General features: G+C 61.4%; 10 protein-coding genes. 5 read left to right on the top strand and 5 right to left on the bottom strand.

Annotated features, from left to right (window positions below; translation table 11 throughout):
* Positions 1-24: 24 nt before the first annotated feature.
* Complete coding sequence (locus ABD819_RS15340) at positions 25-372, bottom strand: PadR family transcriptional regulator (RefSeq protein ID WP_345125714.1); 348 nt, start codon at positions 370-372, stop codon at positions 25-27.
* A gap of 395 nt (positions 373-767) precedes the next feature.
* Here ABD819_RS15340 and ABD819_RS15345 point away from each other — a divergent pair, with 395 nt between their 5' ends.
* Both ABD819_RS15345 and porU2 read left to right on the top strand, forming a co-directional pair.
* Positions 768-1,901 (top strand): putative type IX sorting system protein PorV2, encoded by a 1,134-nt coding sequence (locus tag ABD819_RS15345; protein ID WP_345125715.1) that lies wholly within the window; start codon positions 768-770, stop codon positions 1,899-1,901.
* A 72-nt stretch (positions 1,902-1,973) separates the two neighbouring features.
* A complete protein-coding gene (gene porU2, locus ABD819_RS15350) occupies positions 1,974-7,133 on the top strand; it encodes a putative type IX secretion system sortase PorU2 (RefSeq protein ID WP_345125716.1) in 5,160 nt (1,719 codons plus the stop codon).
* A 103-nt stretch (positions 7,134-7,236) separates the two neighbouring features.
* On the opposite strand, the gene ABD819_RS15355 is transcribed toward porU2, so the two are convergent.
* From ABD819_RS15355 to ABD819_RS15365, 3 genes are all read right to left on the bottom strand, one after another.
* Positions 7,237-7,725 (bottom strand): dihydrofolate reductase, encoded by a 489-nt coding sequence (locus tag ABD819_RS15355; protein WP_345125717.1) that lies wholly within the window; start codon positions 7,723-7,725, stop codon positions 7,237-7,239.
* Positions 7,726-7,863: 138 nt separating this feature from the next.
* The gene (fmt, locus tag ABD819_RS15360) at positions 7,864-8,799 is read right to left on the bottom strand and encodes a methionyl-tRNA formyltransferase (RefSeq protein ID WP_345125718.1); all 936 of its coding nucleotides are present in this window, start codon (positions 8,797-8,799) and stop codon (positions 7,864-7,866) included.
* Between the two features lie 230 nt (positions 8,800-9,029).
* On the bottom strand, positions 9,030-10,262 hold the full coding sequence (locus ABD819_RS15365) for an exo-beta-N-acetylmuramidase NamZ family protein (RefSeq protein ID WP_345125719.1): 1,233 nt from the start codon (positions 10,260-10,262) through the stop codon (positions 9,030-9,032).
* A 109-nt stretch (positions 10,263-10,371) separates the two neighbouring features.
* Here ABD819_RS15365 and ABD819_RS15370 point away from each other — a divergent pair, with 109 nt between their 5' ends.
* The gene (locus tag ABD819_RS15370; RefSeq protein WP_345125720.1) at positions 10,372-11,595 is read left to right on the top strand and encodes an ABC transporter permease; all 1,224 of its coding nucleotides are present in this window, start codon (positions 10,372-10,374) and stop codon (positions 11,593-11,595) included.
* 146 nt (positions 11,596-11,741) lie between these two features.
* Here the strand turns inward: ABD819_RS15370 and ABD819_RS15375 are convergent, their stop codons facing one another.
* Positions 11,742-12,431, bottom strand: a complete 690-nt coding sequence (locus tag ABD819_RS15375; protein WP_345125721.1) for a peptidoglycan DD-metalloendopeptidase family protein — start codon at positions 12,429-12,431, stop codon at positions 11,742-11,744.
* A gap of 200 nt (positions 12,432-12,631) precedes the next feature.
* Here ABD819_RS15375 and ABD819_RS15380 point away from each other — a divergent pair, with 200 nt between their 5' ends.
* A complete protein-coding gene (locus tag ABD819_RS15380; protein WP_345125722.1) occupies positions 12,632-13,732 on the top strand; it encodes a 2Fe-2S iron-sulfur cluster-binding protein in 1,101 nt (366 codons plus the stop codon).
* A 137-nt stretch (positions 13,733-13,869) separates the two neighbouring features.
* Positions 13,870-15,612, top strand: a complete 1,743-nt coding sequence (locus tag ABD819_RS15385) for a M3 family oligoendopeptidase (protein WP_345125723.1) — start codon at positions 13,870-13,872, stop codon at positions 15,610-15,612.
* The last annotated feature ends 95 nt before the right edge of the window (positions 15,613-15,707 follow it).

Consider the following 15,707-nt stretch of genomic DNA (forward strand, 5'->3'; position numbering starts at 1 on the left):
TGAAGCAGAAAAGAAGGCGTGGTGCTAGCGGCTATCCCCTGGCGGCCGGCTGTGGCGGATGATGCCCACCGAAGTGGCCATTTCCTCCCAGGTATCGCGCAGCTCGGCGAGAAACTGGCGGCCGGCATCGGTCAGGGTGTAGTACTTGCGGGGTGGGCCGCTGGTGCTTTCTTTCCAGACATAGTCCAGCAAAGCGGCGTTTTTGAGGCGGGTTAGCAGCGGGTAGAGCGTGCCCTCCACCACTATCATGCGGGCCGAAGTCAGTTCCTCCAACATATCGGAGGCGTAGGCTTCGCCGCGGGCGATGATTTCCAGGATGCAGAATTCAAGGATTCCCTTGCGCATCTGAACCTGGGTGTTCTCGAGTTTCATGGGCGAGTTGGATGACTAGTGGGTGAGAAACAGTACAAATGTATGGTAGGTACTTTGTAACGCAAGGTACTGGATGAATAATTCAATTAAAACCATCAAAATGATTTGCTATACATTGATAATCAGCAATAAAAGTTTTTGAAATAAAGCAGCTGAATGTCATGCCGAGCGTAGCCGAGGCATCTCGCATGGGTCGGTAGCCTAATTGTTGTCGCGGTATTGATTAGTGGTGGCACGCGAGATGCCTCGGCTGCGCTCGGCATGACGTTCGTATTCCCAGGGTTGTCGTTTAGGCCCAAATCCATAATTGGCCCGAAATTGGCAGGCCCGAGCGCACTATAATGAAGTAACTTGCGTTCCGTCCGCGCAATTCGTACCCGCTTTCCAATTATCCTATGCTCCAGCTTTCCTCTGCCGCCCGTGGGCTGCTTCTTCTGGGTGTTTCTGCGGCGCTGGCGCTGCCCGCCGCCGCCCAGTCGACCAAAACCCCCAAATACAGCAACGAATTTTTGAATCTGGGCGTGGGAGCCCGGGCCCTGGGCATGGGCAAAGTGCAGGTGAGTCTGGCCGACAATGCCACCGCCGGCTATTGGAACCCGGCGGGCCTGACCAACCAAACCCACAAGTACGACGGCGTGCTGATGCACTCCGAGCTGTTTTCGGGCGTGGTGAAAAACGACTACGCGGCCTTCTCCATGCCGCTCGACGACAAGAGTGCCATTGGGGTGAGCGTGCTGCGGCTGGGCGTGGATAACATTGCCGATACCCGCAACCTCGTGAACGAGTACGGCTACATCGATTACAGCAAAATCGAGTATTTCTCGGTGGCCGATTACGCCCTGCTGCTGTCGTACGCCCGCAAGATTAGCCGCGTTGAGGGCTTGAGCGTGGGGGCCAACGGCAAAATTATTTACCGCAACATTGGCAAGTTTGCCACCGCCTACGGCTTCGGCTTCGATGCGGGCGTGCAGTACAACCACAAGGGCTGGAACCTGGGCCTGATGGCCCGCGACATCACCACCACCTTCAACGCCTGGAATATCAACTCGGCCGAGTTCCGCAAGGGTGTCAACAGCCAGGTAGCAATCGGCAGAGACTCCATCCGGAAAAACAGCACCGAAATCACGCTGCCGCGCTTCGTGCTGGGCGCGGGCCGGCGCTTCGATTTGCCCAAGCAGTTCTCGGCCCTGCTGGCCGTCGACATCGAAGCCACTACTGATGGTCAGCGCAACACGCCCATCTCCACCCGCGGGGTGAGCGTGGACCCGCGCGTGGGCCTGGAGCTGGGCTACAAAAACCTGGTATTTCTACGCGGCGGGGCTGGCAACTACCAGAAAATACAGGACTTTGCAGTCAACAGCAACGGCACGTACAACAGCAGCTGGAAAGGCCAGTATACCCTCGGGGCCGGGGTAGCCGTGAGCGGCCTGCGCGTGGACCTGGCCCTGTCGCGTCTGGCCGTGGAGACACTGAGCAGCCCCTCGCAAACCAACTCGCTGATAGTATCGTTGGGCTACGCCTTCAAATAAAAGATTGAACAAGGAAAAGAAGCCCTCAGCCTCAGGCTGGGGACTGATTGGGAATAGTTAAAAACGAATGTTATGACTAAAAAATACCATCAGCTGCCCAGTGGCTGGGCTATAGTGGCAGTGCTCTTAGGGCTGCTATTGAGTGGCCCGGCCGTGCAGGCGCAGTCGGGCCCGGTGGGCAACGAATGGATTGTGCCGGGTCAGCAGTACTATAAAGTGAAAATAGTCCGTGATGGACTTTACAAGCTAAACTATCAGTACTTAACCCAGGCGGGTATTACCGGCGTAGCGCCCAGCCAGCTGCAAGTCTGGCGGCGCGGGCGCGAGCTGGCCCGGTACGTGGGCGGCAACGCCGCCGTGCTCGACCCGACGACGTTTCTGGAGTTTTATGCCGTGCGTAACGATGGCCGGCTCGATGCGGAGCTGTACAAGGACCCGGCCGCGCAGCCGCATCAATTCTATAGCTTTTACACCGACACGGCCAGCTACTTTATTACCTGGGCCGTGGGCAGCGCCGCCCGGCCCGGCCGGGCCATGAGCCAGCCAGTGGCAGCCGGTGGCACCGCTCAGCCACATTGGCTTACCAGTCAGGTCAACCTCAAAGTCAACATCTTTCTCGATGCTCCACCAATCCAATTTACTTTCCTGCCGTGGTTAGAGCCCGGGGAAGGCTTTTTTGGGGGCGGAACCAACACTGTTGACTCCGACTCCATCATTCGGAACGTAGCCCCAACCGGCCCGGCTCCTATGCTGGAAGTGGCCATGTTCGGGGCTAATACGCTGGCTCATGCCACCGAAGTACTGGTGGTAACGCCAGCCGGCACGCAACGGAGCCTGGGGGTGATTCGGTGGACCGGCCGCACCCGGGGCATTCGCCGGTTTCAGCTGCTGCGCTCCGATGTGAGCCCCGCCGGCCGGGTTCGGGTGATGTACCGGTTAGACGCCTCCGCGCTGCCGGGCGATAACTACTACGCCGCGTACCTGCGCGTGGTGGCTCCACAGCTCAGCCGCTGGTTTCCGAACCGGCGTAGCGTCAGCTTCCAGAACGACTCGCTGCTGGCGGGGCCCGCCACCTACGAGTTTGAGGCCGACTCTATTCCCGCTACCGTGGTTGGCTTTGATGTCCAGGATTTAGCTAACGTACAGCGGATAGTGAGTGTCCCGGGCAGCACGGCTACCCGGCGGCGGTTCGTGTTTCCGGCCGCCACCGCGGCCGCTACGCGCCGCTTGCTGCTGGCCGACGAAGCCTTTCCGGCCGTGCCGCCGCTGCCGGCCCGTCGCGTGCGCTTTCGCGCCATCAACCCGGCCGCGTCCACGTTCATCATCATCACGCACCCGCAGCTGATGGGCCCTGCCGCGGGCGTTCCCAACGCTGCCCGGGCCTATGCCAACTACCGGGCCTCGGCGGCCGGCGGCAGCTACGACACGCTGATGGTGATTTCCCAGCAGCTCTACGACCAGTTCAACTACGGCGAAAAATCGTGGCTGGCGCTGCGGCACTTTTCGCGGTGGATGGCGGCGGCCAGCCCGGTGGGCAGCAACCGCTACCTGATGTTGCTGGGTAAGGGTATTGTGCCCAGTGAGCGGGTGAATGGTGCTCATTTCGCTCGCAATGGGGAATTTGGGGTGGATTTGGTGCCCGCCAGCTCGCGTGCGGTTTCCGACAACCTGCTCACGGCCGATTATATGAACGACGATTTTGTGGCCAAGCTGCATACCGGCCGCCTCAACGTGACCACCCCCCAGCAGGTGATGACGTACTTCAACAAATTGACTTCCCACGAACGGCTGGGGACCGAGCCGTGGCGCAAAAACGTTCTTCACCTGGTGGGCGGGTACGATGCGAACGAAACAGCAGAGTTTAAGTCATACCTGGATGCCGGCAAGGTTCGGGTGGAGCGGCCCTTTCTGGGCGGGCGCGTCACTACCGAATCGCGCATCACCCCCAACCGCTTGCCAGTCAGTATCGACATTTCGGCGCAGCTCAATGCCGGTCTTGCGATGATTACTTACTTCGGCCATGCGTCATCCACAAGCTTCGCACTCAATTTTGGTGCTCCCTCCACTGCTCCGAACTATACGAATACCGGAAAGTACCCTTTCCTTTTCCTGAACGGCTGCGCGGCCAATGCTACCTATACCCAGGGATATACCGTTGTTCAGGACTGGCTGCTGGCTGAGCAAAAGGGGGCCCTGGGCTCGCTGGCGGAGTCTGGTTTCAGCTACGCGACCCAACTGAGTATTGCCCAGGACTCGCTCTACAAACTGCTCTTCAACGACCCCCGGTGGTACGGCAAGCCGATTACGGTGGTACACGATGAGTCGGTGCGGCGGCTGCAGGGGAGTCTCTTTTTCAATAATGAGCCTGGGATTGAGCAGCTGCTCGGCACGGGCTGGCAGGGCGACCCCACGCTGGCACTGTTTGCGCCTCCCCGGCCGGACTTCATCGCCAGCGCGGCCACGGTTTCGGTTACGCCATCGGCCGGGCAGGGGCCGGTGCGGGCGGCCTCGGCCGATTTCGTGCTGAATGTGGGCGTGGCTAACCCTGAAAAAATTACCTACGAACCGTTGCAGATTCAGGTAACGCGCATTTTCCCGTCGGGCTCGGGCCGCCCCAACCAGGTGTACCCGCTCGTGACGGTGCGGCAGTCCTGGCGGGCCGACACCACCTACGCCCTCACGCTGCCCAACGCCGTGGGTGTGGGCGGCACCAGCACCTTCCGGGTAGTGCTGGACCCCAATAACCTGGTGCTGGAAAAGAACGAAACCAATAACACGGCTCAAATCGACTTCTCCTTTCTGCAAGGTGGCCTGACGGTAATCAACCCCACCGAATTCGCCATTTCCACCACCAACCAGCCCCGTTTGGTGGTGCAGTCCAACGACCCGCTGGGTGCCCAGCGCGTGTATGAGTTTGAAATTGATACGGTGGCCACGTTCGACCGGGCCGTGCAGCGCACCACCGTGTCGGCGGGCGTGGTGGCCGAGTGGCGGCCCACGCTGCCGGCCACGCTCGGCCAGCGCGACAGCCTGGTGTGGTACTGGCGGGCGCGTTTCCAAACCCCCGGCCCGCTGGAGGACGGCAGCTGGGCCACCTCCTCGCTGCGCGTGATTCCGAATAGCCCCGGCGGCTGGTCGCAGAGCCACTACACGCAGTTCAAGCGCGATGCGCGCACCGGCGTGGAGGTGAATGCCCCCACGGGCCGCTGGACATTTGTGAATACCCGGGTGCCGCTGACGCTGCGCACCCGCGGGGGCGGTGCGCCACGCAGTGCCGCTACGTTTAGTACGCTGGTGGGGGCGGGAATCAATATTCAGACGGCCGCCGGTCTGGCTTCGGTGAGTGGCTGTGGCATCCTTTCGCCCAACCTGCTGGTGGCCGTTTACAACCCTGCCTCGCTGCGGCCGGTGGCCATGCCAGCCAGCTTCCAGCGGTGCGGTCAGGCCCCGGACTACTTCTATTACTTCTCCACTACCGACGCGACCACCCCGCGGGATACCCTCGACAACCTGAACTACAGCACCGTACGGCAGCAGCAGCTCGACGCCTTTCTCACGGCCGTGCCCGCCGGCTCGTACGTGGCGGTGGTGTCGACTAACCGCTTGCGCTACACCCTGCTGCCGGCTGCGCTGAAAGCGAAGCTGCAAACCCTGCTCGGCTCGCAGCTTATCACCCAGCTCAACGATGGAGAGCCGTTGGCCCTGCTGGGCCAGAAGCTGAGTGCCACCACCGGCCGCCTGGTGCATGAGCGTGGCCCTGACCGCAGCAACGTAACCATCCTGCCCTACAACCAAACCATTGAGCTGCGCGACACCCTGCAACGACCCAGCAGCTCGGGCCGGGTGGTTTCGACGCGTATTGGCCCGGCCAAAGAGTGGCTGAACCTGTATAGCACCATCAAGCGCATTACGCCCGATGCCCGGCACCAGCTGAGCGTGGTAGCCATCGACACGCTGGGCCGCGAAACCGTGGTATTGCCCCGCGTGACGCTGGCCACGCAGCCGCTGGGAGCCTTGATTTCGGCCGTGCGCTACCCCTACCTGCGCCTGGAGCTGGAGCTGGCCGATACCGTGACCCGCGTGCCCCCGCAGCTGATAGAGTGGCTGGTGACCTCGCGGGGCCTGCCCGAAGGCGTGGTGCGCCGCGACCTGGTGGCCGCTGCCGACTACGACCCCGCCAAGCTGGCCCTGGGAGTTGCTACCACGGGCTTCCTCGATTTTCCGGTGAAGTTCCAGAATATCTCGGACGAAGCTTTTCTCGCTCCTTTGAGCACCCGCATCAATGTGCGCGATGTGAGCCAGCCCACCCGCCCGGTGGTGGCTACCGCACTGGTGCCCTCGCCGGCGCTGGCCCCCGGCACTACGCTCACCCTGCCCGTGCGCCTCAGCCTGGCGGGTAAGTTTGGCACATTCGTTACCGAAGTAGTGGTGAACCCGCGCCTGCAGCCCGAACAGATTTATTCCAATAACGAGTTGACCCTCGCCCCCTTCTCGGTGCAGGACAACAACGTGCCGCCCACCTTGGATGTGGCCTTTGACGGCCGCCATATCCTGAACGGGGAGCTGGTGTCGCCCACGCCCACCATCAATATTCAGCTCAGCGATGAGGACCGGATACGCCAAATCACTGACCGGTCGGTGTTCACCGTGACCCTCACCCGGCCCGGTGGCACGCCCACGCTGGTCGACCTGAACAACAGCGCCGAAGTGGCTTTCAGCGTGAACGTTACCCAGGGCAGCGTGGCGACGCTGAAATACGAGCCCGGCAAAAGCAAGCCCCTCGCCGATGGCATGTATACGCTGCGCGTGCAGGGCCGCGACCCCAGCAACGCCAGCGCCGGCTCGCAGGAGCTACAGGTGAAATTCGAGGTCGTGAATGCCTCCAAAATTACCAACGTGTACCCGTACCCGAACCCGGTGGTGAACAAAGCCCGCTTCGTGTTCACGGTGACGGGCCAGACGCTGCCCACCAATATGAAAATCCAGATTATGACCCTCACGGGCCAGGTAGTGCGCGAGCTCTACATGAGCGACCTGGGTCAGCTGCACATCGGCAACAACATCACCGAGAATGCCTGGGACGGTACCGACAGCTACGGCGACCGCCTGGCCAATGGCACCTACCTCTACCGCGTGGCCCTCGACGACCCCAACGGGCAGTTTGGCCGCCGCGATACGGCCGGCGATAAAGCCTTCAAAAACGACTGGGGCAAGCTGGTGCTCATGCGGTAATTTTAATGAGTGAATGGGTGAATGAGTGAAGTTGCTGTTTGACCTGCGCATATGGCGCAAGCTGAACAGCAACTTCACTCATTCACCCATTCACCCATTAAACTTACCGCCGCCGCAGCGTCACGAAGCTGAAGGCGTAGGCGTGCCGCTCGTCGGCCTCGTGGCGCTCGCGGGTTTCTTCGCGCCAGTCGGTGGGGCTGAGGTCGGGGAAATACGCGTCGCCTTCGAAGGAGTGATGGACTTCGGTGAGGTAGATGACATCGGCGGCGGGCAGGGCTTCGCGGTAGATTTCGCCACCCCCAATCACGCACACCTCCTCGTCCAGCTCGTGGGCGCGGGCCAGGGCATTGAGCACTGATGCCGCCGTTTCGCAGCCGGGCGCGGTCCAGTCGGCCTGGCGCGTGATTACGATGTTGGGGCGCTTGGGCAGGGCGCGGCCCAGGCTGTCGTAGGTGCGGCGGCCCATCACAACAGGGTGCCCCAGGGTGAGGCGTTTAAAGTGCCGAAGGTCGTCGGGGAGGTGGCTCCAGGGCAGCTCGCCTTTGTACCCAATAACCCCGTTTTCAGCAACTGCGACGACGAAAGAAACCATATATTTTTGGTTGTTTAACAGTGAGGAATTAACAACGAGAACCGTAGCCCGAGGACCCCGAAATTTCATCTCGGCGCGTTGGACGATTCCTGTCGGAGTCGTTCGCGCGGGCCGAAATGAAATTTCGGGGTACTCGGGCTAGGCCGGCAGCTTGAAGCCGCGTAGCAGCTCGGCCACCGGCATCCGCTTTTTGCCTTCGAGCTGCACGTCGAGCAGGTCGAGCCAGGCATCGGCGGCGGCCACGCGCAGGTAGGTTTTGCCATCGGAAGCCCAGGTGCCGGGGGCGGCCAGGGGCCCGGTAGTAGCATCGGGCACGGCGGCCTGAGCCCGGAATATTTTCAGCATGCGGCCATCCGTGAGCGGGGCGAAGGCCGTGGGAATGGGGGAGAGGCCCCGCACCCAGTTCACGAGGTCGGCGGCGGGGCGGGCGAAATCGAGCCGGCCGGTTTCCTTCTGAATCTTGGGCGCCGGGCGCAAAGCCTCCCCCTGCACTTGCGGAATGCTGGGCGCGGTGCCGGCCGCGATGGCCTCCACCGAGCGGCGGGCCAGGGCGGCCCCGGCCGTTTTCAGCTTGTCGTAGAGGCTGCCGAAATCATCCTCGGGCGCAATGGCCACCCGGTCCTGAAAAATCAGGTCGCCGGTGTCAATCTCATGCCGCAGGAAGAACGACGTGACCCCCGTTTCCTGGTCGCCGTGCATCAGGGCCCAGTTGATGGGGGCCGCGCCCCGGTACTGCGGCAGTAGCGAAGCGTGAATGTTTATCGAACCCAGGCGGGGCATGTTCCACACGGCCTCGGGCAGCATGCGGAAGGCCACCACTACCTGCAAATCGGCGGCGTAGTTTTTGAGCTCAGCCTGAAACTCCGGCGACTTCAGGTTGGTGGGTTGCAGCACGGGCAGGCCGTGGGCTTCGGCGGCCACCTTCACGGCCGAGGCCTGGAGCTGGCGGCCGCGCCCCGCTGGCCGGTCCGGGGCCGTGACGACGGCCACCACCTGCCCGCCCGGCCAGGCCAGCAGGCTTTCCAGGGTGGAAACGGCGAAATCGGGCGTGCCCATGAATACGATATTCAGCATGTAAGTTGTTGTTAGTATTGTTGTTATAGCAGTTTTGAAATTCATGTACCCAGTTAAAAGTTGAGAGTTAAAAGTTAAAAAATCAAACAGATTGGGTTTTAACTTTTAACTCTCAACTTTTAACTGGGTACACCAATAGAATAACTGCTGTAGTTGCGCTTAGCTCGTTGTCAGGTCGTGCAATGGTGTCACCGGCAAAAAACGAGCGACTGACAACGGGCACCTGACAACTATTTTTCCGGGTACAACAAATATTTCTTCCGCAGGGCTTTAAACCTGCCCAGGCCCGGCTCCCAGGAAGCACGGATTTCAGCCTCGGTTTTGCCGGCGATAATCTGCTGGCGCAGGGCGGCGGTGCCGGACAGCTCCTCGAAATACTTGCCGAAGAAATGGGTTTTGTCGGTGCTTTGCTGGTAGAAATCGAGCAAATAGCTCAGCACCAACCGGCCCGCGTCGCGGGTAGCGGCCTCGGCCAGGTTGAGGCCGTAGCACGGCTGGCCCTTCAGGGGCGGGCTGGGCGAGCCTGCGTTGGGCTGGGGTGTGAACGAGTAGGGCCGCGTGCCGGGCTGGGTGGGCCCGCCAATTACTTCAAACGGCGTGGCCGTGCCCCGGCCCACGCTGATGTTGGTGCCCTCAAACAGACAGATGCTGGGGTAGAGCGCCACGGCGTGGTCGGTGGGCAGGTTGGGGGAGGGGCGCACGGGCAGGTGGTAGGCCGTGGCGTGGGTGTAGCCTTTGGCCATCGGTACGACGGTGAGGCGGCACTTCCGGCCCCCGGTCAGCCACTTTTCGCCGTTGAGCATAGTGGCCAGCTCGCCCACCGTGAGGCCGTGGGCAATGGGCAGCGGGTCCATACCCACGAAGGATTTGTGAGCCGGCTCCAGGATGGGGCCGTCCACGAGGTCGCCGTTGGGGTTGGGGCGGTCGAGCACCAGCACGGCTTTGTTCTGCTCGGCGGCGGCTTCCATCACGTAGTGTAGCGTGCTGATGAAAGTATAGAACCGCGCCCCCACGTCCTGAATATCGAACACCAGCACGTCCACGTCGGCCAGCATTTCGGGGGTCGGCTTCTTGGTTTTGCCGTACACTGAGCGCACGGCCACGCCGCTGCGGGCGTCGCGCCCATCCTTAATAGTGGCTCCATCGGCCTCCTCGCCCCTAAACCCGTGCTCGGGGGCGAAGATGGCCGTCACGTTCACGCCCCGCGCCCGTAGGGTGTCCACCAAAAAAGCCGTGCCCACGCGGGAAGTCTGGTTGATGACCAGGCCCACGCGCTTGCCTTTCAATTGGGGCAGGTAGCTGGCCATTTGTTCGGCCCCGACCACCACCCGCGCAACGGGCGGTGGGGTGTTCAACGTATGGGCCTGCGCCGGGGCCGGGCCGGAAGCCGGCGGGCGGGCGGTGCCGCAGGCCGGCAGGGCCAGCAGCAGCGATAACGTGAATTTAGCGGAAATGCCAATCATAAATGGGAAGGAAAGCAGTTGAAACAAAGCAGGTTTGGGGGATGCCCCCGGCAGGTACTGGCCGGAGTGCGGCTGGTACCGCCGCAAAACGTAGCTTTACGGTCGAATAATGAATGTCGCCCGCTACATCTCGCAGAAGATTGACGGGGGAGCCGACTCCGGCTCCTTCACCTCTTCGGTTACAAAAATAGCCATCATCAGCATTGCCATGGGCTTGGCGGTGATGATTGTGTCGTTTGCCATCCTGCAAGGGTTTCGGAACGAGATTCAGAACAAGATTTTCTCGTTCGGGGCGCACCTGCAAATCTCGCGCTACGATACCAACCAATCGTTGGAGGTAGCCCCGATTAACGGGCCGCGCCTGGTGGAGCAGCTGCACCGGTTTCCGGAAGTGAAATCGACGCATCCCTTCGCCGTGAAAACGGCCATCATCAAAACCAAGGATGAGGTGCTGGGCGTGGTGCTGAAGGGCATTTCGGAGGGCGACGGTGTTTCGCCGATGCGCGAGAATCTGGTGGCGGGCAAGTTTCTGAGCTACCCCGATTCGGCGGCGAGTGATGACGTGCTGGTGTCGCGCAAGGTGGCCGACAAGCTGCGGCTGGCCGTGGGCGACAAGGCGCTGTTCTACTTCATCCAGAACCCGCCGCGCATTCGGCAGTTTCGGGTCAGCGGCATCTATTCTACCGGCCTCGATGAGTTTGATGAAGTGTACGTCATCGGCGATATTCGCCAGATTCGCGAGCTGAACTCGCCGGCCTGGGCCGACTCGCTGGTGGGCGGCATGGAGGTGGTGCTGAAAGATTTCGTGACGCTGGACCGCACCGAGCAGTCCCTCCTTGAGCAGCTGCCCTACGACCTCAAAATTGATAAAATCACGGACCAGTACGCCCAGCTGTTCGACTGGTTGCAGCTGCTGAACCGCAACGTGATTATTTTCCTGATTCTGATAATTTTCGTGGCTACGTTCAACATGGTGGCCACCATCTTTATCATGATTCTGGAGCGCACCAACATGATTGGAATTCTGAAAGCGCTGGGCGCGACGGACAATCAGATTCGGCGGATGTTCTTTTTCCGGGGGCTGTCGCTCACGGTGCGCGGCATGCTGATTGGTAACGCGGTGGCGGTGGGTTTCTGCGCCATCCAGTACTACTTCCACGTCATTCCCCTCGACCCCGAGAACTACTACATGGACCGCGTGCCGATTTCCTGGGACCCGCGCATGCTCATTCTGCTGAACGTGGCCACGTTCGGGGCCTCGCTGCTGGCCGTGCTGGTGCCCACGTACCTGATTTCGCGGATTAAGCCAGTGGTGGCCATCAAATTCGACTAGGGATTAGTCCGCCGGAACTGGGAACGAAAAGGAACGTCATGCAGAGCGCAGCCGAAGCATCTCGCGTGTGGTAGTAATCCAATCGTTGAACGATGCGAGTGAGATGCTTCGGCTGAGCGGACGACAGATGAGCATGACGTGCTTTTCTAATCGAGGACGCTACACTGCAACACCAGGTTCGGGTTGGGGCACAAGACTTCCCACGCAGCGCGCTCGCTGGGCGGGGCCACGCCGGGAAAGTCGCCCACCCACCCCTGCATATCGGCCATTAATTGAAAATGCAGATGTGCGGGCCAGTCGCCGTTTTCGGGGAAGGGGCCAACGGTGGCAAATGCTTCACCTTTTTCGAGGACCTGACCCACGCGCAACGCCCGCCACTCCTGGCGGCTGAGGTGGCCGTAGAGGCTGTAGAAAACCGTGCCTTCCAACTCGTGCTGGAGGATGACGGTGGGCCCGTAATCGCCGAAGTTGTCGTTGTCGGCCAGGCTGTGGATGGTGGCGGGCAGCGGGGCCAGCACCGGCGTACCGGCGGGCAGCCACACGTCCACGCCCAGGTGCAGGGAGCGGGCCTCGGGCACCGCGCCGGGCCCGAAATGCTGGCTGCGGCGGTAAATCACGCGGTTTTCGAGGTAGCCGCCCACGCCGATGGTGGCGTGCTGCGCGGCCAGTAACTCCTCTACCAGCACGGCGAAATCGGCCGTGTTGCGCAGGTCGGCAGTGGCTACGCGTGGGTTGTTGGCGGTGAAATCGAGGCGGGTGACGGCGGGGCTGTTGAGGTCGACGGGCAGCACGGGGCCGAAGTCGGCTTGGTGGCGCTGGAGCAGGGCAGTGAGCAAAACGAGAAAGAGGGAATAAAAGAGTGAGTGAAACCGTGGGCGGCAGTAGGCCCGTAGCCCAAGCGGCAAGTTACCTTTGCTGCGCAAGTTGGCCCGGCGGCCTTCACTTTTGGCGACTTTTTTTGTTAACGATTTACCGGAAGCGCGACGGGACTCCCCGGCTCCCGTTTTCCGCCATTTATTCATTCGCTACTTACCCGATGTACCAAACCCTGACCGTTGTTGAGTTGACCCAGGAAACTGCTGATTCTGTTACCATTCACCTTGAGCGGCCCGACCGCGCCGCCATTGCCAGCCGCCCCGGCCAGTTTCTGACCCTGATTGTGCCCTGCGGCCCCGGCGGCAAAAAGGAGCGCCGCGCCTACTCGCTCAGCAGCACCCCGCACGAAGCGCCGCGCCTGTCCGTGACGGTAAAGCGCGTAACCGGTGGCCTGGTAAGCAATTATCTACTCGATACGGTGAAAGTGGGCCAGCAAATCGAGGTAATGGAACCGCTCGGTAATTTCACGCTCAGCCCCAGCCCGAAGGCGGCCCGCTCGCTGGTGCTCATCGGGGCGGGTTCGGGCATCACGCCGCTCATGTCCATTCTGAAAGCGGTGGTGAATACTGAGCCCAACAGCCACGTACTGCTGATTTATGGCAACCGCAATGAGGAATCGGTGATTTTTCAGCGGCAGCTCACGGCCCTCGAAACCGGTTCTAACGGCCGGGTGCAGGTCGAGCACGTGTACAGCCAGCCGCTGAAGCCCAGCGGTGCTCACCAGCACACGGGTCGCCTCAACCGGACCATGATGCTGCGCATTCTGGAGAACCGGCACCAGTTTCCGGCCGAGCAGGCCGATTATTTTATGTGCGGCCCCGAAGGCCTGATGGCCGAAGCCCGCGCCGCCCTCGACCTGCTGAACGTGCCCGAGGCCCGCATTCGCCGCGAGAGTTTCGTGGCCAGCGCCGATGTGGTTGAAGCCGCCGCCGCCCAGCCCAACGGCCACGGCGACGTATCGACCAGCGCCGCCGACGACACCAAGAACACCCGTTCGGTCACTATTCAGTACGAAGGCAGCGAGTACGTGATTGAAGTGCCGGCCGGCAAAACCATCCTCGAAACCGCCCTCGACCAGGATATTGACCTGCCGTATTCCTGCCAGGCGGGCCTGTGCACGGCCTGCCGCGGCAAGTGCCTCACCGGCAAAGTTCACCTCGATGAGCGCGAAGGCCTGTCCGATTCGGAGCTGAAACAAGGCTATATCCTCACCTGCGTGGGCCACCCCATGACGGACGATGTGGTGATTGAGATTGGGTAAGTGCGAGCCTGGAAAAGAGCGTCATGCTCATCTGGTCTGCAATTTCTTTCAGTCCATCCTTACGTTCGTTCCCGTAAAGGCAAGTGACAGGGCTGCTACCGCTGTAGCTTCTTACCTCCTTCGATTATTATTGCATCATGATGCCTCTCGCTGAACCTACCGCCGAATCGGCCACCGACACCAGCCGGCCGCCGCGCCACTATTTGCCCGAAGATTTCCTGGGAAAGGATTGGGCTGACATTGAGCCTTTTTTTCAGGAGCTGCAAGGCCGTGAAATTGGCTCGGCTGAGGAATTGGAGCACTGGCTGCTCGACCGTTCGGAACTGGAATCGGTTCTCAGCGAAGACCTTGCCTGGCGCTATATCCGCATGACCTGCGATACCCAGGACGCTACCCGCGCCGAAGCTTTCCAATACTTCGTGAATGAAGTGGAGCCCCAGGTAGCACCCTACGACCACGCTCTGAACGAGAAGATGCTGGCTTCGCCGCACCTCGCCGGCCTCGACGAGCACCGTTACGGTGTGTTTTTACGTTCCGTGCGTCGGGCTTCGGAAATCTACCGGGTCGAGAATATTCCGCTCAAAACCGAAATCAGCACCAAGCAGCAGCAGTACGCGGCCACCGTGGGGGCCATGAACGTGACCATCGACGGCCAGGAGCTGACCCTGCCGCAGGCCGCCGACCGCCTCAAAAACCCCGACCGCGCCGTGCGCGAAGCCGCGTACCGCGCCATCCAGGCGCGCCGCCTGCAGGACTCCCAGCCGCTCGACCAGTTATTCACGGAACTAGTAGGCCTGCGCCACCAGGTGGCCCTGAACGCGGGTTTTGCCAACTTCCGCGATTACATGTTTGCCGCCCTGGGCCGGTTCGATTACACGCCGCAGGACTGCTTCGACTTCCACGCGGCCATTCGCGAAACGGTGGTGCCGCTGATTGACGACTTCGACCTGGAGCGCCGCCAGGACCTCAACCAGCCCGCCCTGCGCCCCTGGGACCTCGACGTGGACCCCAGCGGCCAGCCGCCGCTGCGCCCCTTCGCCACCGGCGAAGAGCTGCTGGACAAAACCATTACCGTTTTCCAGAATCTCGATTCCTACCTCGGCGACTGCCTGCGCACCATGCGCCACATGGGCCACCTCGACCTGGAAAGCCGGAAAGGAAAAGCGCCGGGCGGCTACAATTATCCGCTGGACGAAACCGGCGTACCGTTCATCTTCATGAATGCCACCAGCTCCTTGCGCGACGTGGTGACCATGTTGCACGAAGGCGGCCACGCGGTGCACAGCTTCCTCACCCGCGGCCTGCCGCTGGGCGCCGACAAGCACCCGCCGTCCGAAGTGGCCGAGCTGGCCTCGATGAGCATGGAGCTGATGAGCATGGACCAGTGGCACGTATTCTTTCCCGACCCGAAAGACCTGCGTCGCGCCAAGAAAACCCACCTCGAAAGCGTGCTCGAAACTTTCCCGTGGGTGGCTACCATCGATAAGTTTCAGCACTGGATTTACGAAAACCCCGCCCACACCGAAGCGGAGCGCCACCAGCGCTGGGTCAGGATTTTCGACGAATTCAACCAGCGCACCGTGGACTGGAACGGCTTGGATGCCTTCAAGCCCTACCTCTGGCAGAAGCAGCTGCACCTCTACGAAGTGCCGTTCTACTACATCGAGTACGCTATGGCGCAGCTCGGGGCCATTGCCGTGTGGCGCAACTACCGCCAGAACCCCGCCGAGGGCCTGGCCGCCTACAAGCGGGCGCTGGCGCTGGGCTACACCGCGCCCATCGGCCAGATTTACGCGGCCGCCGGCATTCGCTTCGATTTCAGCACCGAATACCTGCGCACGCTGGCCGACTTCGTGCGCGAGGAAATGGCCGCGCTGTAAGGGCGCTCAATACCCATATCTAAAGCAAAAAAGGCGGCCGGCAAATTTGCCGGCCGCCTTTTTTGCTTTCGTTTTTGCTGCGAATTTCCGCCGGG

The organism is Hymenobacter antarcticus (genome assembly GCF_039539545.1).
Taxonomy (GTDB): Bacteria; Bacteroidota; Bacteroidia; order Cytophagales; family Hymenobacteraceae; genus Hymenobacter; species Hymenobacter antarcticus.

What these genes read in the sequence shown, in the direction of transcription:
- ABD819_RS15340 (WP_345125714.1), bottom strand. Translation starts at nt 372, where the DNA reads ATGAAACTCGAGAACACCCAGGTTCAGATGCGCAAGGGAATCCTTGAA.
- ABD819_RS15345 (WP_345125715.1), top strand. Translation starts at nt 768, where the DNA reads ATGCTCCAGCTTTCCTCTGCCGCCCGTGGGCTGCTTCTTCTGGGTGTT.
- porU2 (WP_345125716.1), top strand. Translation starts at nt 1,974, where the DNA reads ATGACTAAAAAATACCATCAGCTGCCCAGTGGCTGGGCTATAGTGGCA.
- ABD819_RS15355 (WP_345125717.1), bottom strand. Translation starts at nt 7,725, where the DNA reads ATGGTTTCTTTCGTCGTCGCAGTTGCTGAAAACGGGGTTATTGGGTAC.
- fmt (WP_345125718.1), bottom strand. Translation starts at nt 8,799, where the DNA reads ATGCTGAATATCGTATTCATGGGCACGCCCGATTTCGCCGTTTCCACC.
- ABD819_RS15365 (WP_345125719.1), bottom strand. Translation starts at nt 10,262, where the DNA reads ATGATTGGCATTTCCGCTAAATTCACGTTATCGCTGCTGCTGGCCCTG.
- ABD819_RS15370 (WP_345125720.1), top strand. Translation starts at nt 10,372, where the DNA reads ATGAATGTCGCCCGCTACATCTCGCAGAAGATTGACGGGGGAGCCGAC.
- ABD819_RS15380 (WP_345125722.1), top strand. Translation starts at nt 12,632, where the DNA reads ATGTACCAAACCCTGACCGTTGTTGAGTTGACCCAGGAAACTGCTGAT.
- ABD819_RS15385 (WP_345125723.1), top strand. Translation starts at nt 13,870, where the DNA reads ATGATGCCTCTCGCTGAACCTACCGCCGAATCGGCCACCGACACCAGC.